Here is a 20,820-nt window from a genome sequence, read left to right on the forward strand (position 1 = left end):
GCTCCAAAAATGGGAGGTAGCTTTGTGATTGGAAGCGAAACACGGCTGGTGGCGATTATCGGATCACCCATTGTCCAAGTGAAATACCCAGATAACTTCAACCGCTATTTTGCCGATGAAGGTGTGGATAGGGCAATGATGGTCATCGATCTCGGCCCTGAGCGCGTTGCCGATTTCGTCACAACGGTCCGCGGCTGGCAGAATATGGATGGCTTCGTCGTCACCATTCCCCACAAGGCCGCAGTCGCCGCGCTGGTCGATGGACTCAGTGCAAAAGCGCAGTTTCTCGGTGTCTCGAATGTGGTGAGGCGTCACCCAAATGGAAAGCTTTGTGGCGACATGACGGACGGCGAGGGTTTCCTCACAGCCTCAAGGCAGCAGGGTTTCGTTCCCAATGGCAAAGTCGTTCTGGAGGTCGGGGCAGGAGCTGCTGGCAGTGCAATCGGCTACACGCTTGCAGGTGCAGGCGTTTCGCATCTGGTTATCTCCGATCGCAACAAGGATCGTGCAGCCAGTCTCTCTGCTCGTCTGTCCAACGCTTTCCCAGCCGTTTCCATCTCGGCAGGAGCAGTACCCCAGCGCGCCTTCGATCTTGTCGTCAACGCGTCTTTGTCGTGTATGCAGGATGACGATCCGCTGCCGGTACCTCACTCAACGCTGGCATTGGTGCCATCAGAAGGTCTGGTGGCTGATGTCGTGACAAGCCCGAAAATGACGCCGCTGCTCACACTTGCGAAAGCTCGTGGCCTGAAGTTCCAGACGGGCGAGGAAATGGCCAAATCACAACTTTTTGCGCTTGGAAAAGTGATGGGCATATTCAGGGGAGTACCAGTTGATGTCTAAAGCCCGAGGTGGACGATACGACGTCGTGGTTGTTGGAGGCGGCGCGGCCGGAATGAGCGCGGCTGTAGCTGCTACCCGCATGGGCGCGAAAGTCGCACTCATCGAGCGATACGGTTTCATGGGCGGAGCGGCTGCCAATTCGCTGGTTTTAGCCTACTGCGGCTTCTTCCTGAAAGGTCCTGAGCCTGTTTTTGCAGTAGGAGGAATCGGTGTCGAACTGCTGGCTACGCTTGCGAAGATTGGCCAGGATATCGCTCCGATACGATCTAGCAGCGGCAACTGGATTGTCATGCTGGACCCTGAGGCGGTCAAGTTTGCGTTCGACCAAATGACCGACATGACTGGCCTCGAAATCCTGTTGCACAGTCGTGTCACTGCGGTGTCCACGAAGCCGAGTGGAATTGCGGCCATCACGGTGACTGACCATGCCGGTAGCTACGGGATCACTGCAGCCGCATTTGTAGATGCCAGCGGTGAAGCTGCTGTGGCGTCGCATGCAGGACTTGAGATGACGACCGACAGCCGCGCTGGTGATCACGTCCAACCTGCGTCAATGCCGGTTCGTATCGGTGGCGTAGGAGCGGAGGTAACATTCGACCGTCGTCGGATGACGCAACTGATTATCGAGCACAACGCAAGCTCTGAAGCTCCAATCCACCGAACCGACGGTGGCGTCATGTTGAGGCTGCCGACGTCGAACGATTATTGGTGGATGATGATCGATCTTGAAACCAATGGTTTGAGCGGTGCCAGTCTGGGCGGGGCGGAGCGTCAGGCGCGGCGGGAAGCCTGGCGGAACCTGCAGTTGCTACGGCAGATGCCGGGCTTTGAAAACGCGTTCATCTCATCCACGGGGCCGCAGATCGGTATTCGCGAGACACGCCGTCCGCGCTCGCGAAACGATTTGACCGGTGTGGCTTTACATGGAGGTGACCGTCGCGAAGATGGCATCGGGCGCGCTGCATGGCCCATGGAGGTTCACGAAGCACCCGGTCGGGCACATTTCGTCGATCTTGGCGGCGACGGCTTTGCTGATATACCAATGGGAGCCATCCAGGCTGTCGGCGCGGATAATCTGTTCCTCGCGGGTAGGGTCGCTGGCGCAGATGCTGCTGCCTATGGTTCTTTGAGAGTTATGGGTACAGCCTTTGTCACCGGTCAAGCAGCTGGAATTGCGGCCGCCTTGAGTGTTTCATCAGCGTCCGTTTCGGCTTACAGCGTCAGAAAGCATCTTTATTTTCAAAATGCGATAATTTGATAGCCTGAAGAGTGAACAATGAGACCCGAGAAACAAGTTAGCGTCACGTTCGACCCATTCGGTCTACCGAAACGCATCTATTCTATAGCGTTGCCGAAGCGGGATTGATATCTGCAACACGCACTATACCAGCTATTGGCGTAAGACGATCTGACGGCCCGTCGATAGGTAATTTTAGTGTGTTAGCTCCATTCCAATGGAAGTGTCGACGGTCCGGATCCTTTCAAGAGCTGGGACCCCGTTCAACGCGTTAACACTCTTAGATCGAGAGCGCATTGCCTCCTCGCGTATCGGTGTGAACCTAACTGCTATCGCTTCGCCGCGATTCCTTTCATCTCTGCAAGCAAGCCAGGATGTGCAAGTTCGAATAGGGCAATTAGAGAACCAGATGATTAGGCACGACCGTTTCAAGGTCCAACAGATTACCGTCATAATGACGGAACACGACGCAGACCAAAGGGTCTGTGAATTAAGCCGATACCCTACAATTCCCGGCTGAAGGTTTCGATGTTTAAAGTCCGTCCAATGATGCGCCAGTGGCAACACTGAATATCATTGGCTTGTATAAACTAGGTATTGAGCACGTGTGGCCGCACATAGTCTGACGGACGTTCTAAGAAGCGGACGCATTTGTTTCTCATTCTAGCGAAAAATTGTAAAATATTTTCAGTAATCCCGCGGGTGTACGATTTTCGTTCTAATCGGTCTTGCGGGTCGTGCGCTGCGACGATAGACCGCAGTGTCCCACCTGAGTCATCGATCGATGAACCGAGATCAACATTTTCAATGTCACGTCAGTCACAAAGCGAGTCGTCCATGAGAGACCTTCCAGGCCGTCCTTCACGTCGAAATTTTCTCAAGGCTTCGGCTGCCAGCGCCGCCGTTGCCGGACTTGTTGCCCTACCCGCGAAAGCGGAAGACAAGGCAGAGCCGGTTGCTTTGGAAGCTTACAAGCCGATCTGTCTCAAGCCCAGTGAGTGGGCTTTCGTCGTCGCAGCAGTCGCAAGGCTTATCCCCTCCGAAGGCGAGGGCCCGGGGGCGATCGAGGCGAGGGTGCCCGTGTTCATAGACCTGCAGCTGGCGGGAGATTTTGGTCGCGCCGCCGACTGGTATATGGAAGGGCCGCACCAAGCCGATGCAAGCCCTTTGCGTGGTTGGCAGACACCGCTGACGCCGCTTGAAATCTATCAAAAAGCCATCCCGGTTTTTGATGAATGGTGTCGTGAGACGCATGGCAAGATTTTCGCCGAACTCGATACCACCACGCAGGATCAGGCGCTGACCTCGCTGCAAAAAGAAGAGCTCAAGCTCGATCCCGAGATCCGCGATTTCTTTACCATTCTGCTTGGTAACGCCAAGGAGGGCTATTTTGCCGATCCTATGTATGGCGGCAATCATAAGATGCAGTCCTGGACTTATATCGGGTTCCCGGGCGCACGCGGGTCCTACAAGGAATGGGTCCTCAGACATAACGTCAAATATCCATTGGGACCGGTCTCGATCTCCGGCGAGAGGGCGTAAACCATGGCTAGAACCGAAAAGAAGAAAGACGTCGTCATCGTCGGTCTGGGCTGGACCGGATCGATCCTCGGCATGGAGCTTGCGCAGGACGGGCTAGAGATCGTTGCACTGGAGCGCGGGCACGACCAGAATACCGTTCCCGATTTCCAGTACCCCGAGATGATCGATGAGCTGAAATACGGCGTTCGTCTCGGCATGATGCAGAAGCCGCGCAATTCGACAGTTACGATCCGTCGTAACGAAGCAGAAGTCGCACTTCCCTATCGCGTCCTAGGGTCTTTCCTTCCGGGCAATGGCGTTGGCGGTGCCGGTACGCACTGGAACGGGTTGAACTGGCGCCCGATGACGTCGGAATACCGCCTTCGCTCCTACGTCGAGGAGCGTTGGGGTGCGTCGATCATTCCTGAAGACATGAACCTTCAGGACTACCCCGTGACCTATGAAGAGCTTGAGCCCTATTTCGACCGCTTCGAACGCGTCGCGGGTATCTCGGGCAAGGCCGGCAATATCAAGGGCGAGAAAATCGACGGCGGTAATCCCTTCGAGGCTCCGCGCTCGCGCGATTATCCGATGCCACCCATGCCGACTACGTGGGATGGCGCGAAGTTCGGTGAAGTCACGAAATCCATGGGTTACCATCCATTCCCACGCCCCGGCGGCATCGCGTCGCAAGCCTATGTCAATGAGTATGGTATGCAGATGGGCCCGTGCAATCATTGCGGCTTCTGTGAACGCTACGGCTGCTACAATTATTCGAAGTCATCGCCGCAAACCGCCATTCTGGACGCTTTGAGGCGTAAGCCGAACTTCGAATATCGCACGGAATGCGAAGTATTGCGCATCGAAATGGCGGCAGATGGCAAGACCGCGACCGGCGTGACCTATTTCGATGAGAAGGCGCAGGAAGAGGTATTCCAGCCCGCCGATCTGGTGATCTTGGCCGCCTATCAGCTGCACAACGTGCACCTCATGCTGCTTTCCGGCATCGGTCAACCCTATGATGCCAATACCGGCGAAGGCGTGACGGGGCGCAATTACGCTTATCAAATGAATGGTGGGTACACGCTTTTCTTCAAGGACGAGGTTTTCAATCCCTTCATCGGTACCGGTGCCAACGGCATGACCATCGATGATTTCGGCATCGATAATATCGATTTCGGTCAGGAGGGCTTTATCGGTGGCTCGTATATTTCCGCCGGCCAGTCCAATGGTCAGCCGATTCGTTCGATGGCGCTTCCGGCAGGCACGCCGACCTGGGGTGCCAAGTGGAAGCAGGCCGTCGGCGAGTGGTATGGACATTCGATGTCGATTGGTTCGCATGGTTCCCACATGGCCTATCGTGGCAACCATCTCGACCTCGATCCGACCTATAAGGACCGCCATGGACGGCCTTTGATGCGGATGACCTTCAACTGGAACCCCAACGAAATTCGTATGACGCAGTTCATGAAGTCGAAGATCGAGCCGATTGCGAAGGCGCTCAACCCAACATCCATGCAGGAAGGCTTCAAGAAGGAAGGCGCCATGTATGACGTCAGGCCTTATCAGACCACGCATAATGTCGGCGGTTCGGTCATGGGAGACGATCCGAAGACATCTGCCGTCAACCGGTATCTTCAGGCATGGGACAAGCACAACATCTTCGTGCTCGGTGCAGGCGCGTTCCCGCAGAACACGCAGTACAACCCCACGGGCATGGTCGGTGGTCTCGCCTATTGGGCAGCGGAACACATCCGGAAGGACTATCTTCCAAACCCAAGACCACTGGTTTGAGGAGTGCGATAATGAAAATGCTTCTCAAAATCCTCGCCGGTCTCGTTGTCGTCGGCATTGCCTGTCTTCTGGCCCTCATCTTCGTTCCCGTTCAGCGCACAGGCGCAACCACGCAACTGGCTGCGGATTTCAAACCTGCGGAAGGGCGTGGAGAATATCTCATGCGTGCCAGCGACTGTATGGCGTGCCACACGAATGAGGGTGGAACGCCTTTTGCCGGTGGCCGCGCCATTCAGAGCCCGATGGGCACCATCTGGACCACCAACATCACGCCAGATAAGGAAACCGGCATCGGTAGCTACACGCTCGATGACTTTAGAGCCGTCCTTTACGATGGCGTGACACCCAATGGCACGCACCTCTATCCGGCCATGCCCTATGAAAACTATCGAAAGCTGACAGAAGAAGACGTCGTTGCGCTCTACGGCTACTTCATGAACGAGGTGAAGCCCATCTCCAACAAGGTCGAACAGACGAAACTCGCCTTCCCCTTCAACATGCGCTTTGGCCTTCGTGCCTGGAATTGGGTTGCCCTGCGCGGCGAGGCCGGATTTGCGCCAAACGCCTCGGAAGATGGCGTTTTCAATCGCGGCAAATATCTGGTGGAAGGTCCCGGCCACTGCGCCGCCTGCCACAGCCCGCGCACGGTATTGATGACGCAGGATGGTATCAACGAAACCGCCAGAAACTTCCTTACCGGTGGTGAAATCGACAATTACACGGCACCTGATCTGAGAGGCCCGAATAGCGGGCCACAGAAATGGACGGTCGAGGAAACAGCCGCTTACCTCGCCACCGCCCGCAACGCCCATTCCACAGCAACGGGCGAAATGATGCTGGTCGTCAGGGATTCCACGCAATACCTGACGCCAGACGACAACATGGCAATTGCCAGCTATCTGAAGAAAATCGGTTCTTCGGAGCCTGTCTCTGCGAAAAACGCTGACGCGGTAACACAGACGGAACAACTGCTTACCAGTGCCAAGCCTGATATGCCGCTGGGACCGCGCCTCTACCTCGATAATTGCGGTGGCTGCCACCTCGTCAACGGCAAGGGCGCGCCGGAAATATTCCCGGAGCTCGACGGAAACTCTCTTGTGACAGCGAAATCCAGCAAGGGTCTCGTCAGCGTCATCCTGCATGGGGCAGAACTGCCATCCACGGAAAAGCGTCCGATGAAGGTCAGGATGCAGGGCTACGAGGATCGTCTGTCCGACGAGGAAATCGCAACGCTTGCCACCTTCCTGCGCAACGCCTGGACGAACAAAGCATCCGACGTGACAGCACAGGATGTTGAAGCGATCCGGAAGCTCGGCAACAGCCATTGAGCGCTACCCACAATAAAAGATCCCGCTGTCAGCGTAGCGGGATCTTTTGCGATCAACGCTATCTCAGACTGTGAGGGTCTTCGTCGTTTCAAACGTAGCGGCTGGACTGAAGGTTACCGTCGATACCGATGAACGCGCTCGTGACATGATCTGCTTTGCGCCAAGTCAGCTCCAATCCGATATTCGTCGCCCATCGCTTCATTCCATGACGGCGTTCTATATCCGACTACATGTCGCCGGTTCTATCCCCCTCAAGGCAGAGAACCTTCTCGCTATGATCGACTGAAATGGAACCCAGACAAAAGTTTTTCACCCTAGCGTAGGCTTACCTTGTCAGACTTTCAATGCTGGTGGGTTACCCCTCGCATTCCATCGTGTGCGCCCTTCGTCGAGAAGCGATCCAGCATTTCTCGAACAGAGAAATACGGGATGGGAGGCGAGCCATACAGAACTGTGTTATTCATGACATGAATGAAGTAGGAAAAAAACATTCATTTGTTAAATATAAGTTTTCGTTGGAGGATCAGAAGAAGCGAACGTGTGACACTTCCAGGTTCGGAAAAAGGGAACGAGATAATGAAAACTGGTGCACTGCTTCTGACAAGCTTTCTGGGCCTTGTCGCAAACCCCGTTTTAGCCACGGATCTGACGATCGGCCTCAGCGGGACCGTAACGTCAATAGATCCGCACTTCTATAATGCTTCGCCCAACAACGCCATTGCCATGCAGATTTTCGATCGGCTGACGGAGCGCACCGCCGAGGGCCAACTGGTCGAGGGCTTGGCGACGAAGTGGGAATCCGTTTCAGAAACGAAATGGCGTTTCAGCCTGCGGGACGGCGTGAAATGGCACGATGGCAGGCCCTTTACCTCCGATGACGTGATTTTCACGCTCGGCCGCGCTGGAAACGTGCCGAACAGCCCCGGTGGCTTTGGTGGTTTTATGCGCAATATTGAAAGCGTCGAGGCGGATGGCGACAATGCTGTCATCATCAACACCAAGGCTCCGGCGCCGACGCTTCCGGGCGATCTTGCAAATATCGCCATCGTGTCACGCCATGCGGGCGAGGGCGCGGATACTGCCGATTACAATTCCGGCAAAGCAGCAATCGGCACGGGGGCTTTTCGCTTTACGACATTCAAGCAGGGCATCGAGGTTGGTCTTGAGCGCAACCCTGAATGGTGGGGCAAGAAGGTTGCTTGGGAGCACGCAACCTACCGTATGATTTCCAGCGCAAGCGCTCGTACGACCGCCGCTCTTGCTGGCGATGTCGATGTCATCGACGCACCCGCTGCGACCGATATCGCTCGTTTCAAGACGACAGCCAATCTTTCCTTCGTCAGTACGCCGGGCCTGCGTGTCATCTATCTCGCGCCGTCGACATCGGGTGATGCCTGGAAGGCCTTTGTGAAAGGCTCAAAGGGAGAGGCGCTGGATAAAAATCCTTTGGCAGATCCGCGTGTCCGAAATGCTCTTTCCGAATCCATCAATCGCGAAGGCATTGTCGACAAGATCATGGAAGGCACCGCAACGGCCTCCGGTCAATGGCTCCCCAAGGGTGCGTTCTCCTACACGCCTGATATTCAACCGCCAAAGCCTGATCCTGTGGGAGCCAAGAAGCTGCTGGCCGACGCCGGATATCCCGAAGGGTTCCAGCTGACGGTTCATGTGCCGAATGATCGATACCCCAATGCACCTGCGGTGGTTCAGGCCGTCGCGCAGATGTGGACACGAATTGGCGTGAAGACGAATGTGGAGGCTCTCCCATGGACGACCTTCTCGTCGCGTAAGTCGGAATTTGCCATGAAGCTGCTCGGACTCGGCAACGCGACCTATGACGCGAGTTCGATGCTGATCAACGTGTTGGGCACCGTTGATCCAAAGCGTGGTCTGGGTGCTGCCAATGATAGTGGCTATTCCAATCCAACGCTCGATGACCTCGTTTCCAAGGCGATGACTATCTACGACGACAAGGCGCGCGAAGCGGCGCTCATCGAGGCCGTTAAGGTTGCTGTCACTGATGGCGCCATCATCCCGCTCTACCAGCAGAGCAACGCCTGGGTATTGCGCAAAGGTCTCAACTATGCCCCGCGCATCGATGAGCGCACGCTTGCAAAGGATGTTTCCGAATAAAGCGGTAATCACGGGGCTGGTGCCATCACGCCAGCCTTACGTTCCGGCACTTGGTGGCTAAGCCGCTTAAGCAAATGTCGGCTATACCGTTGCTCCCAAAGCCATTCCCTTATGGAGCGGGTAGTGGGTTTCCTTACCAAAAACACGAGGGTATCATGACCCTATGGATTATCCAGCGCCTGATGCAAGCGATACTGGTCGCTCTTGCAATGGCCTTGATCGTATTCGTCGGTCTTCACCTGATCGGCAGCCCCATCGAGACCCTGCTTCCGCCGGAAGCGACCCACGACGACCGCCTGCGTTTGATCGCAGATCTCGGTCTCGACCGGCCCCTTTACGAGCAGTTCTTCCTGTTTCTGAAAGGGCTTCTGCAGGGCAATCTTGGTATCAGCTATGTTTACAAGGAACCAGCGGTAGAGCTGATCCTGTCTCGCTTGCCAGCAACACTGGAACTGGCTTTCGCCGCTGTCCTGCTGTCGCTGATCGTTGGTGTGCCGCTTGGGCTTGCTGCGGGCTGGAGGCCTGAAAGCCTGTTTGCACGGGTCGTCATGATCGGCTCGATCTTCGGTTTCAGCCTGCCGATTTTCTGGATTGCGATCCTGCTCATCATGATTTTCAGCGTCCAGCTTGGCTGGCTACCGAGTTCCGGACGCGGGGCAACCGAAACCCTGTTCGGCATACCCTGGTCTTTCGTGACGCTGGATGGTCTGCGGCATATGCTGTTGCCAGCCGTCAGTCTCTCGCTTTTCAACATCTCTATGGTCACACGTTTGACCGAAGCTGGCGTGCGTGAGGCGATGTCGAGTGAATATGTGCGGTTCGCCCGGGCAAAGGGCCTCTCGCCAAGGCGTATCCTCAGCGTCCATGTGCTGAAAAACGTCATGATCCCGGTCGTCACTGTCGTCGGTCTGGATATAGGCCAGACGATTGCGTTTTCGGTCGTGACCGAAACCATTTTTGCCTGGCCGGGCGTCGGCAAGATCATCATAGACAGCATTGCCGCGCTCGACCGCCCCGTTATCGTCGCCTACCTCATGCTCGTGGTTATCATGTTCGTCATCATCAACCTCATCGTGGATGTCACCTATAGGCTGCTCGATCCACGCATCCGGCTTCAGGGAGAATGACGTGCAGGCGGTTATGAACTCCTCGAAACTTCGCACAGGTCTGCAATTCATGCGTCAGTTCGCGCGTTCGCCTTTGGCGGTGCTGGGGCTGGTACTGATCATCCTGATCGTTCTCATGGCCGTGTTTGCGCCATATCTGTCTCCACAAAACCCATATGACCTGATGCAGTTGGACATCATGGACGGGCGCATGGCTCCCGGTACGGAATCCTCGGCGGGCTTTTCATTTCTGTTCGGTTCCGACGATCAGGGTCGCGACATGCTCTCGGCCATTCTTTATGGCCTGAGGATAAGCCTGATCGTGGGGCTTGGCTCGGCGGCGCTCGCCTTTATTATCGGCACCGCGTTTGGCCTGACGGCGGCCTATGTCGGTGGAAGGCTTGAAACCGCAATGATGCGGTTGGTCGATCTCCAGCTTTCCTTTCCAACGATCCTATCCGCGCTTCTGATCCTTGCGCTCCTCGGCAAGAGTGTCGGCAATGTCGTTTTCGCCATCGTTTTGGTGGAATGGGCGACCTATGCCCGCACGGCACGCGGCGCCGCCCTGACGGAACTGCGCCGGGAATATGTCGAGGCGGCACGGTCTCTCCGACTACCGCACCGGAACATCCTCTTTCGCCAATTGTTGCCGAACTGTCTGTCGCCGCTCGTTGTGCTGCTGACCATGCAGGTGGCGCGCGCGATAACGCTTGAGGCGACGCTGAGCTTTCTCGGCCTCGGCGTGCCGGTGACAGAACCCTCGCTCGGACTTCTGATTTCCAGCGGATACGAGTTCATGCTGTCAGGAACCTATTGGATTGCCCTTTTCCCGGGCATCGCACTTCTGGTGACGATCTTTGCCATCAATCTCGTCGGCGATCGTCTGCGCCAATTGCTGGACCCGAAGGCTGCACGGAGATGAGTGCCATGCTTGAAATCAAAGTTTTGAAAACCGAGGTCGTGACCGAAGAGGGTAGGGTCACGCTTATCGACGACATCAACCTCAGCCTTGCTGCAGGAGAAGTCATGGGGCTCGTCGGAGAATCCGGCTCCGGTAAATCCATTACGGGTCTTTCCATCATGGGCCTGCTCGACAAGCCGGTACAGGTGACAGGCGGGCAAATCCTTTTCAAAGGACGGGACCTACGAAGCGCGTCGCAACAAGAATTGCGGTCCCTCCGCGGCAATCGCATCGCTATGATATTTCAGGACCCGATGTCGACGCTCAATCCTGTGCTTCGCGTCGATACGCAGATGATGGAAGTCGTGTTTGCGCACGAAAACGTCAGCAAACAGGTTGCACGGGAACGTGCCCGCGATGCCTTGGGCATGGTCGGCATTCCAAGCCCGGAGGAGCGTCTGAACGCCTATCCGCACCAGTTTTCCGGCGGCATGCGCCAGCGGGTGGCCATCGCCATCGCGCTTCTCATGTCGCCAGACCTGATCATTGCGGATGAACCGACGACGGCACTCGATGTGACGATCCAGGCGCAGATCCTCTCCATCGTGCAGAAACTTGCGCGGGAAAAGGGGACAGCCCTGATATGGGTCACCCACGATCTTTCCGTCGTTGCCGGTTTGGCTGAGAAACTCTCGGTCATGTATGCGGGGCGGATCGTCGAGCAGGGGTCGACAGCGGATTTGCTGAGCCGTCCCCTGCATCCTTACACCAACGGGCTTATCGCCAGCCTGCCTGCGCACAACAAGCGAGGCGAGCGGCTGAAGCAGATATCCGGGACCACTCCGTCGGTGACCAACATGCCCAGGGGATGCGCGTTTCACCCTCGCTGCGCGTTTGCCACCGACATCTGTCTTAGTCCTCCGGCTCTTGAGCCGGCCGAGGGGCGTCTGCTTCGCTGTTTTCACCCCGTCATGGAAGGAGCGCCATCGTGAGCAATCGTTTGGAAGTGCGCAACGTCAGCAAGCGCTTCAGCCGCAAATCCGGCGTGGTGGAGCGCGGTGCGGAAATGATGGGCCTGAAAGCGCCCAATCCCGTCGTCCGGGCGTTGGATAATGTCAGCCTCACCGTGGCAGAGCGTGAAGTCGTCGGCATCGTCGGCGAATCCGGCTGCGGAAAGTCCACGCTCGGCCGCGTGGTGTCCGGTCTGTTGCAGGCTTCTGAGGGTTCGGTCCTGTTTCGCGGCAAGCAATTGGCGGAGATGGATGGCAAGGCAGCAGAGGATGCGCGCCTGAAAGTCCAGATGATCTTTCAGGACCCGTCGTCGTCGCTCAATCCACGGCAGCGGGTGCGTGAGATCATTGGGGCAGCGCCGTTGCACCATAAGATGACGAGCGCCCGTGAACTGGATGGTTATGTCAGCCAGCAGATGGAGCGATCAGGGCTTGATCCAGCCATGGCCAGCCGCTTTCCGCATCAGTTCAGCGGTGGTCAACGCCAACGTATCGGCATTGCACGGGCTTTGGCCGTTCAGCCTGATATGCTCATCTGCGATGAATCCGTTGCAGCGCTTGATGTCTCGATACAGGCGCAGATTCTCAACCTGTTCCTTGATCTTAGAGAGCAGCTTGATCTCACCTATCTGTTCATCAGCCACGATCTCTCGGTCGTGGAGCATATATCCGACCGCGTTGTCGTCATGTATCTGGGGCGTGTGGTCGAAGAGGCGTCAGTCGTGGAACTGTTTGCGCATCCGAATCATCCCTACACGCGTGCGCTGCTTCAAGAGCGGCCAAGCCTCGATCCGGTCCAGCGGCGCTTTTCGTCTATCGAAGGTGAGATTCCAAGCCCTCTGTCGCCGCCGTCGGGCTGCCATTTCCATCCTCGCTGTCCGTTTGCGATGGAGCGGTGCCGTGTAGAGCGACCAGAACTTCGAACCATCGGCTCAGGGCACAAGAGTGCCTGCCACCTCAACGATTGAACCTCCCACAATCGACAATGTCAGAAGGATCAAACATGTCTGTTTCAGCACCTCTGGAACGCCAGCAACAAGCCGCAAGTCAGGAATTTCCTGCTCATGACTGGGCGAAGGTGACTTCTCCTGAAAAACATGGTCTCTCCGTCGACGTCAAAGAAAAAGTCGATGCTATGCTCGCCGCCCTGTCGACCACGTCTTTCATAGCCGTTGTGGGCGGAAAAATGCTCTATACCTATGGCGATGTTTCCGAAGTCAGCTATCTCGCATCGACCAGAAAAAGCATCCTCTCGATGCTCTTCGGCAAGGCTGTGGCGGAAGGCAAGATCGATCTCGATCTGACCATGGCGGATTTGAACATTGATGAGGACCATGGTCTTCTTCCCATCGAGAAGACCGCGACGCTGCGTGATCTGTTGATCAGCAGCTCCGGTGTCTATCATCAGCCCGGCAGCCCCGGCAGCAATACTAGAAACATTCCAGAGCGCGGCTCGAAAAAGCCGGGGGAGTATTTCCATTACAACAACTGGGACTTCAACGTTCTGGGTGCGGCTTTCGAACAGCTGACGGGTCGCAGTGTCTTCAAAGCTTTCGAAGAAGATCTCGCAGGTCCGATTGGTCTTCAGGATTTCGATCCGGCGCGTCAGCGCATGATGGGCTACGAAGGCGCCTCCCGTTATCTCGCCTATCATTTTTTCCTATCTGGCAGGGATATGGCGCGACTGGGTCTTACGATGGTGCGCAACGGCCGCTGGGGTAACGGGCAAATCATACCGGCCGACTGGGTGGCGGAAAGCACGCGGATCCGTGTTCCTGCCGACAAGATGAATGAGAGCGAAAAATCCCGCATTGCCGGCTACAGTTATCTTTGGTGGATTCCTGTCGTGACCAAGGATACGCCTGAATGGGAGGGCGCCTTTGTCGCCGCGGGACATTTTGGGCAGTTCATCTTGGGCATGCCTGCGCTGGATATGGTGTTCGTCAACAGGCGCGCAATTCCGGACGATCTGGCCATTGCGCGCAATGACGGAAGCTTTAAGGAAGAACTACCCGCAGTTACCATGGAGCAGTTCCTGAGTGTTGCCGACCAATTCATTGCGGCAAAGCTGAGCGTCAGATAAGCGGGAAAATCAGTGCAGGTCGTCCGTGAAACACGCGGAGATCTGTTCACGCAGCCAAAGGCTTGCCGGATCGCGCTCTTTTTCGGCAAGCCAGATCATGCTGGTGGATTGCTTTTCCTCTGCGAAAGGCGATTCCAGGAGTAGCAATTCGTGAGAGCGTTCGAATAGCTTGGCGACGCTTTCCGGCATCATGGCGACGAGATTGCTTCGTGAGACGATGGCAACGGCAGCGGAAAAATGCGGCACGACCGCCACGACTCGGCGCTCAAGCCCCATCGCATCCAGTCGCTCATCGATCCAGCCCCGGCGGCTAGGAGCGGATGTCACCTTTACATGACCAAGCGCCAGCAACGCATCAAGCGTTAGTGGGCCCTTCGCTGCCGGATTGTTTGCCGACATGATGCAGACCCGTCTTTCGGTAAAGAGCGAGGCGCAGCGATAGCGAGCCGGAAAATTGTCGGCGGTCATGACAGCTACATCGATGGTCCCCTCATCGAGATGCTCCTGCACCACCGGCATAAAATTCCTGTTATGGCTAGCACCCGTGCGCGGCATATGGATGACTTCCAGAACGCAATGTTCGGCTTCGGCACGTACGCGTTCCACGAGGCGCGGCATCAGGACGACGGAAAAATAGTCGTTCATGCCAATTCTGAAAGCACGATGGGATGTCGCGGGCTCGAAGGCGAGCCGCTGCAGCATCACGGACTCAGTGTCTTCAATGATACGTCGCACTGCTGGGAAAATCTCGGTGCAAAATCGCGTCATCACGAAGCCGCCTGAGGTCTTTTTAAACAATTCGTCGCCCGTGATAGCGCGCACTCGTTTCAACGCATGGCTCATCGCAGGCTGAGAAAGGCCAATATATTCCCCAGCAGCCGTCATATTACCTTTCACGACCAGAGCATAAATGACCTTTAAAAGATTGAGGTCGACTGACCCCAATTGAAACCGCTGCATGGCAATACTGTCCGCTTTTTCGACACTCACCGGTGATCATAATGGCGCGGGTTCGACATGTCGAACCGGCACTTGGAAGGGAACTTCAAGTGCCGGATTCTTGTCAGGTTCTCGCAGCAACGACTGCTTCTGCAATTTTCAGAAAATCACCGGCTGAAACCTTTGTCGGCTCGTAGGTGGTCTTTCCCTGATTTCTGGCAATGGCAAACTCATCCGTCACCGCGCGACGATGGACGATGACAGTGTCGATGGCGGGAAGGCACAGAACGAATTGTCCGAAATTGCCATTCATCAAATACGCGCCCCTGAACGCGGGATCGCTGGATGTGGGTATCCACCACAGGTAACCATATCCTAGACCTTCCTTGCTCTTGGTCTGCTCTGGCGCAAACCGCATCTTGGTGCTTTCAGCAACCCAGCTTTCCGGTACGATGGATTTTCCGTCCCATTTTCCGCCTTGCAGCATCAGTTGCCCAAGGCGCGCCATATCGCGTGCCGACAGGAAAAGATGATAAGCGAGATAGCGGGACTGATTTTCGTAACCCATCATCCGCTGGCGATTAATGTCGAAATCTTCGAAACCCAATGGGTCCGCCAAATCCTCTTTCAGCGCCTGGAACACGGTTTTTCCGCTGCGCTTCTCGAAGATCGCGCCAAGGACGTTGAAATCCCAGTTATTGTACAGAAAAACTGTGCCCGGTTTCGTCTTGCCACGTTCAGGCGTGTTTTCATTGCCGCCAGGGCTTCCTGCCGCGTGATAAACGCCGGAACTCGATGTCAGCAGGTCCTTGACCTTGGCTGTCTTTTCCAATGGCAGAAGTCCGTCATCCTCCTCAATGCCGATCTCGCCAATCGTCATGTCGAGATCGATCTTGCCTTCCGCAACATAGCGGCCGAACAGCATGGACAATATACTTTTTCGAGCGGAAGCAAGGTAACTCACGTCTGAGAGATTGCCGTAGCGATAGACGATCTCCCCGCCCTGCACGACCATCATGGATGTGGTGGCCATTGGGTAGAGTTTTGTTTCCATGTCCGCCAGCTTTGCGGAAGACCACCCAGCTGATGCCACATTGCCCACGGTCTTCCATGGCTTGCTTGTTGCGATGCAGGGTGTTGCCTCTGTCGCTGACGCGGTTCCTCCTGCAAGGCTGATGGCTGCAAAAGTCGACGCTGCCGATGCTGCGAGAACGGCGCGTCTGGATAAGGTCGGGCCTGTTGTCATGCTATTCCTCCCAATGAATGTTGTTTGTTTTTACCGGTCTCGGCGGGCGTTAATCGCTGGCGCAGCTGAAGCTCGAAGCGAGTGCAATGTCGCCATTGCCTTTATATTTTGGCCAGCTCGGATATTCGCACAGCGGTCTGCTCCGGCCCTTGGTCGATGATTTTGTTGCGTCAACGACGACCGGATTGGATGGGGGCACTCCGTGTTCAACCCAATTATCGAGCGCAGTGAGGTTATCCCAAGTCGGAGAGAAACGACCGCCGCCATGAGCCAGACCAGGCACGAGATAGAACCGCATGAAGCTCCTGGCCTTGTCCTTGCCCATCTTTGCGACGATGGCTTCGAACAGCTTGGCATTACCCAAGGGGCTCACACTTGGGTCGTCATTTCCCTGAAGCCAGATGATCTTGCCGCCCCGGTCGCTGAAGGCGGACCAGTCCGTCCTTGTTGCTCCGATCACATCGGACAACTCCACAATCCGATCCTTGAGTTTTCCCGGCTGGTGTATGTCGAAAGAAAGCAGATCGAGGGGTTGATCACGCTGGACGAAGTTCTGCAGGAACTCGAAAGAGCGGCTTGAGTGATGCGCGTTTGGCCCCGAGACTGGAGGCGTTCGCATCTGCGTCTCCGATCCAAGCTGCATCATGATGCCCTCCAAGCTGTTATAGCCCGGGTAGGTGTCGATGCCGTTCGCTAATTGGTAGGGTAGCGAATATCCGTCATGATAAATCTTCAGCGTTCGGTCGATCTGTGCTTTCGTTAGGCAGTCCTCAGGATTTCCGGTAATATCGGCCTTGCAGGCGAGGCTCTGAACCAGAGCGGCGGATTGAGCACGGCATCCCTGCATGTTGCTGACGAGGCCATCTTCTGCGCCATCAAGGCCGTCACATGATTTCAGGGCTTCTTTCGCAATCCCCTCCACAAGTTTGGGTGGAATCCAGCCTGCGGAATTATCGTCGTAAACGGCCCGCGCCAGACCAGCTCCCCAGAGCCGAAGCCCGACGAAATTTGCCGTCGGATAGTTGGTCAAAATGCCGTCGTAGGATTCCGGCCAGCGCGAGGCTGCCGTCAACCCTTCGCGTCCACCTGTCGATCCGCCCTGAAAATAGACGCGGGTAACAGGCTTCTCATATCGCTCAGTAACGAGAACCTTCGCCACATCAAGCACTTTCTTGATGTGCATATAGCCGTAATTAAGCATCGCCTCATCGTTTTTGGCGAAAGAGGCGTCGTCCGCGTTCGGAGCTTGATGGCCGGAATCGCTGCCGAAGGTGACGTAGCCCTGCGTCAGCGGTGTCGGCACGACATCCAGTCCTAACGTCGTTTTGTCCGTAGTGGGCGGAATGCTGCCGTTGTAGCCACCGCCGCCATACTGCAGCATCTTGCCATTCCACACGCTTGGCAAATTGACCTGCCAGATGATGTCCGGGGCCTTTGGATCGACAGGCTTTATTTGCCCGATAACCTTGCAGTATTCACCATTTTTATTGGCTGGATCAGATCCGCTGACGAGGGTTGCCGATTGTATCTTCGCGCCCGTGGTTGGCAGGCTTATCCGCGACGCGGGGATGGATGATGCGGCTATTGCCGAACACAGGCCAGCCGCACCCTGTGGCGCGGCGAAAGCAGATGTTGCTGGCACACAGGCAAGCGAGATCTTCACCACAATACGTGATGTTGCTACAAGCAGAGATGTCATGATTTCCTCCTAGCTGTCAGTTACTCCAACCGCTGACAGCGCTCCTCTTTTCTTAGGCTTAGCGGAAAAGAGGCTAGTCTGTTAAATGCAAAGAATAGGCCTATTGTTGCGTTCGACGCATGAACCCCACGACTACCCGCAACGATATTAAACCCGCGTCATCTCCAGTCTAATGCGGTAGCCATTGGCAACATGGCGGCGGGCCGCGGCTTCCGCAGCATCACCGTCTCCGTGAGCGATGGCGGCTACGATTTCCTCGTGTTCCTGTTGCGCACTTTTGATGCGATCCGGCAATGCATAGGTTGAGGCAGGCAACAAGCTCAAGTGTATTCGCTGTTGAGGGGGTGCGGACGAAAACTTGGACCACCAAGGAGGTAGTTCATGTATTCCTACGCGGACAGACTTCGAGCGGTTGAGCTCTATATCCGGCTGGGCAAGCGACTTAACGCGACCATTCGCCAGCTGGGGTATCCCACCAAGAATGCGTTGAAGGGCTGGTATCGTGAGTACGTACAGCATCTCGACCTGCGTACTCAGCCGGTAGCGCGAGCGCCAAAGTTTTCCGAGGCCCAAAAGCAGGCTGCTCTTGAGCATTACCGCACTCACGATCGTTGCATCTCTTCGACGATGAGGGCGCTTGGCTACCCTGGTCGCGGAACTCTAACCGCATGGGTCAGAGAGGCTTTTCCGGAAGCGCGTTCATCCATAATTGGTCGATCTTGGCGCCGTGGCTATTGTGATGAGATCCGGCAAGCGGGGGTCATCGGATTATGCAATGGATATGAAAGCGCTAAACAGGTGGCTGACCGACTGGGCGTCTCAAGGCCGACATTGTACAGCTGGAAAGATCAGCTATTCGGTCACGAGGCTCCCTCATCCATGAAACGCCGCAAATCCAACCCCAAGGTGCCTGAACGTGAAGAGCTCGAGCGCCAACTTGAAGCCCTCCAGCGTGATGTCCGCCAGTTACAACTCGAGCATGATCTCCTGAAGAAGGCCAACGAACTCCTAAAAAAGACCTGGGCGTCGATCTGCAGATCCTGAGTAATCGGGAGAAGACCCAGCTGATTGACGCCCTTAAGGAAGTTTATCGCTTGCCAGAGCTGCTTGCCCAGCTTCGAATTGCCCGCAGCTCCTACTTCTACCATCGCGCCCGCATGTGCCTGGCAGACAAGTATGCCGCCGTCCGCCACAGCCTAGCGGAGATCTTTGAAGCGAACCGTCGTTGCTACGGTTATCGACGTCTGCAGGCGTCGCTGGCCAGACAAAGCGTGATAATCTCGGAAAAGGTTGTCCAGCGCTTGATGAAGCAGGAGCGGTTGGTCGTTCCTAGACCACGTCGACGGCGGTTCGGATCCTATCTGGGAGAGATCAGTCCAGCGCCCGAGAACATAATCAATCGCGACTTCCATGCAAAAGCGCCGAACCTGAAGTGGCTCACAGAAATCACCGAGTCCCAGATCCCCGCTGGCAAAGTGTACCTTTCGCCTATCATCGACTGCTTCGACGGCATGGTGCTCAGCTGGTCCATCGGAACCCAATCAGATGCGGGTCTCGTCAATACCATGCTGGATGCAGCCATCGGCACCGTAACCGACGGAGATGAACGGCCAATCATCCACTCCGACCGCGGAGCCCATTACCGCTGGCCTGGCTGGCTCAACAGGATCAGCAATGCGCAGCTGGTTCGCTCTATGTCCCGAAAGGGATGCTCGCAAGACAACGCCGCGTGCGAAGGCTTCTTCGGCCGCCTGAAAACAGAGCTCTTCTATCCACGAGACTGGAAGGCCATCACGATCGAGCAGTTCGTCGCCGAGGTGGATGCCTACATCCGGTGGTACAATGAGAGGCGCATCAAAATATCGCCGGGATCACTCAGCCCGGTCGAGTATCGTAAAAGTCTCGGCCTGATCTTATGAACAGTCCAACTTTTTATCCGCACCCTCTATCCTGTGCTACCGGGTCAGTTCTTAGTGGCAATCAACATCCTGTCGCCTCCTGCTAACCCGAACGCCGGTTCCTCGCCAAAGCCAGATGACTGGTCGGCATTGAAGCCGATCCTGGCCCCGTCGGCTGGGAGGAATGGCGGTACGGTCAAGGGAAAGCCGGCAAAAGAGGAGGCGGCGGACAAGCAAGAGGACGATTCAGCCAATGCCGGCTTGCGCCGCGAACCCGGCCTTGAACCCGCACAAGGACATAGCGCCGGAGCCGGAAAGAAAAACCGTCAACGAGTTCGATCCCGACATGGATGAACCGGAACGCAATGCGTCACCAATCAGACGCTTGCCCGCAACCTGCGTCAGGTCGCACGACAGATTTCGATGGACGCCGGCGACGGTATGGAGTTGTAAGTCATGCCTGCGCGTCCCGAAAAGAAGCAACGCCTCTCCGTCTATCTCGATCCCGATCTGAAGCGCCGCCTTGCGGGATTTGGCGGAGCGGCGAGGGCAATCGGATTCCCTCATCGCCGAAGCCGCCATTTCGTCGTTTCTGTCTCCAGCTGCTGATGAATGGAAGGAAGCAGTCATCGGCAAACGGCTTGACCGGATCGACCGTACCATCCAGCGGCCCGAACGGTGCGGGTTTCGGTAATTCGCGGACAGGGATTCCATTAAATCCCGGACAGCGATGGAGTGCACCCTCAGGGTGAGACAAGGAAATCGCGGACAGTTCACCCTCTTCTATGCCGCATTTCCAATGTTGGTGCGACAAGAATGCTTCAGTTCGTATTCCTCGGGGAGTAAGATAGTCGAGCGCCGAATGTAGGCGCTGGGTGTTGTAAACTGTGTCGATGAAGACGCCGATCCGCTTGCGTGCATCATCTACGTCCCTATAGGCGAGACCTTGCACCTCCTCTTGCTTAAGGGTCTTCATGAAGCTCTCCGCTTTTGCGTTATCATAGGGGTTTCCGACGCGGCTCATGCTCGGCTGGATGCCGTGACGATGCAAAAGCTCCGAGTGTGCCCCACAAGCGTATTGG

The 20,820-nt window shown here is 56.1% G+C and carries 17 protein-coding genes; 12 read left to right on the forward strand and 5 right to left on the reverse strand.

Translation table 11 applies throughout. From position 1 onward, the window contains the following. Positions 1–24 precede the first annotated feature (24 nt). The 11 genes from ACUTJJ_RS14940 to ACUTJJ_RS14990 all read left to right on the forward strand — a co-directional run bounded on the left by ACUTJJ_RS14940 (position 25) and on the right by ACUTJJ_RS14990 (position 13,956). Positions 25–843 (forward strand): shikimate dehydrogenase family protein, encoded by an 819-nt coding sequence (locus ACUTJJ_RS14940; RefSeq protein ID WP_445542654.1) that lies wholly within the window; start codon positions 25–27, stop codon positions 841–843. Then, entirely contained in the window at positions 836–2,101 is a 1,266-nt protein-coding gene (locus tag ACUTJJ_RS14945; protein ID WP_445542655.1) for an FAD-dependent oxidoreductase, read from the forward strand. Before ACUTJJ_RS14940 ends, ACUTJJ_RS14945 begins: the two co-directional genes overlap by 8 nt. An 816-nt stretch (positions 2,102–2,917) precedes the next feature. Then, positions 2,918–3,622 (forward strand): gluconate 2-dehydrogenase subunit 3 family protein, encoded by a 705-nt coding sequence (locus ACUTJJ_RS14950; protein ID WP_445542656.1) that lies wholly within the window; start codon positions 2,918–2,920, stop codon positions 3,620–3,622. Positions 3,623–3,625: 3 nt separating this feature from the next. Further along, the gene (locus tag ACUTJJ_RS14955) at positions 3,626–5,395 is read left to right on the forward strand and encodes a GMC family oxidoreductase (protein WP_445542657.1); all 1,770 of its coding nucleotides are present in this window, start codon (positions 3,626–3,628) and stop codon (positions 5,393–5,395) included. A gap of 11 nt (positions 5,396–5,406) precedes the next feature. Further along, positions 5,407–6,723 carry a c-type cytochrome gene (locus tag ACUTJJ_RS14960; protein WP_445542658.1) on the forward strand — a complete coding sequence of 439 codons (1,317 nt, stop codon included), beginning with the start codon at positions 5,407–5,409 and terminating at the stop codon, positions 6,721–6,723. Between the two features lie 576 nt (positions 6,724–7,299). After that, complete coding sequence (locus ACUTJJ_RS14965) at positions 7,300–8,856, forward strand: ABC transporter substrate-binding protein (protein WP_445542659.1); 1,557 nt, start codon at positions 7,300–7,302, stop codon at positions 8,854–8,856. Between the two features lie 155 nt (positions 8,857–9,011). Next, the gene (locus ACUTJJ_RS14970) at positions 9,012–9,983 is read left to right on the forward strand and encodes an ABC transporter permease (RefSeq protein ID WP_445542660.1); all 972 of its coding nucleotides are present in this window, start codon (positions 9,012–9,014) and stop codon (positions 9,981–9,983) included. Positions 9,984–9,996: 13 nt separating this feature from the next. After that, the gene (locus ACUTJJ_RS14975) at positions 9,997–10,884 is read left to right on the forward strand and encodes an ABC transporter permease (RefSeq protein WP_445542671.1); all 888 of its coding nucleotides are present in this window, start codon (positions 9,997–9,999) and stop codon (positions 10,882–10,884) included. Continuing rightward, positions 10,881–11,855, forward strand: a complete 975-nt coding sequence (locus tag ACUTJJ_RS14980; protein ID WP_445542661.1) for an ABC transporter ATP-binding protein — start codon at positions 10,881–10,883, stop codon at positions 11,853–11,855. The genes ACUTJJ_RS14975 and ACUTJJ_RS14980 overlap by 4 nt, the downstream gene beginning before the upstream one ends. After that, positions 11,852–12,841, forward strand: a complete 990-nt coding sequence (locus ACUTJJ_RS14985) for an ABC transporter ATP-binding protein (RefSeq protein WP_445542662.1) — start codon at positions 11,852–11,854, stop codon at positions 12,839–12,841. The genes ACUTJJ_RS14980 and ACUTJJ_RS14985 overlap by 4 nt, the downstream gene beginning before the upstream one ends. 35 nt (positions 12,842–12,876) lie before the next feature. Beyond that, on the forward strand, positions 12,877–13,956 hold the full coding sequence (locus ACUTJJ_RS14990; RefSeq protein WP_445542663.1) for a serine hydrolase domain-containing protein: 1,080 nt from the start codon (positions 12,877–12,879) through the stop codon (positions 13,954–13,956). Between the two features lie 9 nt (positions 13,957–13,965). Here ACUTJJ_RS14990 and ACUTJJ_RS14995 read toward each other — a convergent pair whose 3' ends face one another. From ACUTJJ_RS14995 to ACUTJJ_RS15010, 4 genes are all read right to left on the reverse strand, one after another. Further along, on the reverse strand, positions 13,966–14,916 hold the full coding sequence (locus ACUTJJ_RS14995) for a LysR family transcriptional regulator (RefSeq protein ID WP_445542664.1): 951 nt from the start codon (positions 14,914–14,916) through the stop codon (positions 13,966–13,968). Between the two features lie 103 nt (positions 14,917–15,019). After that, positions 15,020–16,141, reverse strand: a complete 1,122-nt coding sequence (locus ACUTJJ_RS15000; protein WP_445542665.1) for a serine hydrolase domain-containing protein — start codon at positions 16,139–16,141, stop codon at positions 15,020–15,022. 49 nt (positions 16,142–16,190) lie between these two features. Then, positions 16,191–17,840: a tannase/feruloyl esterase family alpha/beta hydrolase gene (locus ACUTJJ_RS15005; RefSeq protein ID WP_445542666.1), complete on the reverse strand. Its 1,650-nt coding sequence runs from the start codon at positions 17,838–17,840 to the stop codon at positions 16,191–16,193. 147 nt (positions 17,841–17,987) lie between these two features. Continuing rightward, the gene (locus ACUTJJ_RS15010; RefSeq protein ID WP_445542667.1) at positions 17,988–18,164 is read right to left on the reverse strand and encodes an FCD domain-containing protein; all 177 of its coding nucleotides are present in this window, start codon (positions 18,162–18,164) and stop codon (positions 17,988–17,990) included. Positions 18,165–18,221: 57 nt separating this feature from the next. Here ACUTJJ_RS15010 and ACUTJJ_RS15015 point away from each other — a divergent pair. Next, positions 18,222–19,759 (forward strand): IS3 family transposase gene (locus tag ACUTJJ_RS15015; RefSeq protein WP_445542668.1). Its coding sequence is split into 2 segments (ribosomal slippage): positions 18,222–18,858 and positions 18,858–19,759, totalling 1,539 coding nucleotides; the frame shifts between segments, so codons are not numbered across the junction. Between the two features lie 433 nt (positions 19,760–20,192). On the opposite strand, the gene ACUTJJ_RS15020 is transcribed toward ACUTJJ_RS15015, so the two are convergent. Continuing rightward, the coding region (locus ACUTJJ_RS15020; RefSeq protein ID WP_445542669.1) for a transposase at positions 20,193–20,820 on the reverse strand (628 nt) is incomplete at its 5' end.

The organism is Agrobacterium sp. DKPNP3 (genome assembly GCF_052686535.1).

Coding starts and splice junctions, on each gene's coding strand:
- ACUTJJ_RS14945 (WP_445542655.1), top strand. CDS start 836: ATGTCTAAAGCCCGAGGTGGACGATACGACGTCGTGGTTGTTGGAGGC.
- ACUTJJ_RS14950 (WP_445542656.1), top strand. CDS start 2,918: ATGAGAGACCTTCCAGGCCGTCCTTCACGTCGAAATTTTCTCAAGGCT.
- ACUTJJ_RS14955 (WP_445542657.1), top strand. CDS start 3,626: ATGGCTAGAACCGAAAAGAAGAAAGACGTCGTCATCGTCGGTCTGGGC.
- ACUTJJ_RS14960 (WP_445542658.1), top strand. CDS start 5,407: ATGAAAATGCTTCTCAAAATCCTCGCCGGTCTCGTTGTCGTCGGCATT.
- ACUTJJ_RS14965 (WP_445542659.1), top strand. CDS start 7,300: ATGAAAACTGGTGCACTGCTTCTGACAAGCTTTCTGGGCCTTGTCGCA.
- ACUTJJ_RS14970 (WP_445542660.1), top strand. CDS start 9,012: ATGACCCTATGGATTATCCAGCGCCTGATGCAAGCGATACTGGTCGCT.
- ACUTJJ_RS14975 (WP_445542671.1), top strand. CDS start 9,997: ATGAACTCCTCGAAACTTCGCACAGGTCTGCAATTCATGCGTCAGTTC.
- ACUTJJ_RS14980 (WP_445542661.1), top strand. CDS start 10,881: ATGAGTGCCATGCTTGAAATCAAAGTTTTGAAAACCGAGGTCGTGACC.
- ACUTJJ_RS14990 (WP_445542663.1), top strand. CDS start 12,877: ATGTCTGTTTCAGCACCTCTGGAACGCCAGCAACAAGCCGCAAGTCAG.
- ACUTJJ_RS14995 (WP_445542664.1), bottom strand. CDS start 14,916: ATGCAGCGGTTTCAATTGGGGTCAGTCGACCTCAATCTTTTAAAGGTC.
- ACUTJJ_RS15000 (WP_445542665.1), bottom strand. CDS start 16,141: ATGACAACAGGCCCGACCTTATCCAGACGCGCCGTTCTCGCAGCATCG.
- ACUTJJ_RS15005 (WP_445542666.1), bottom strand. CDS start 17,840: ATGACATCTCTGCTTGTAGCAACATCACGTATTGTGGTGAAGATCTCG.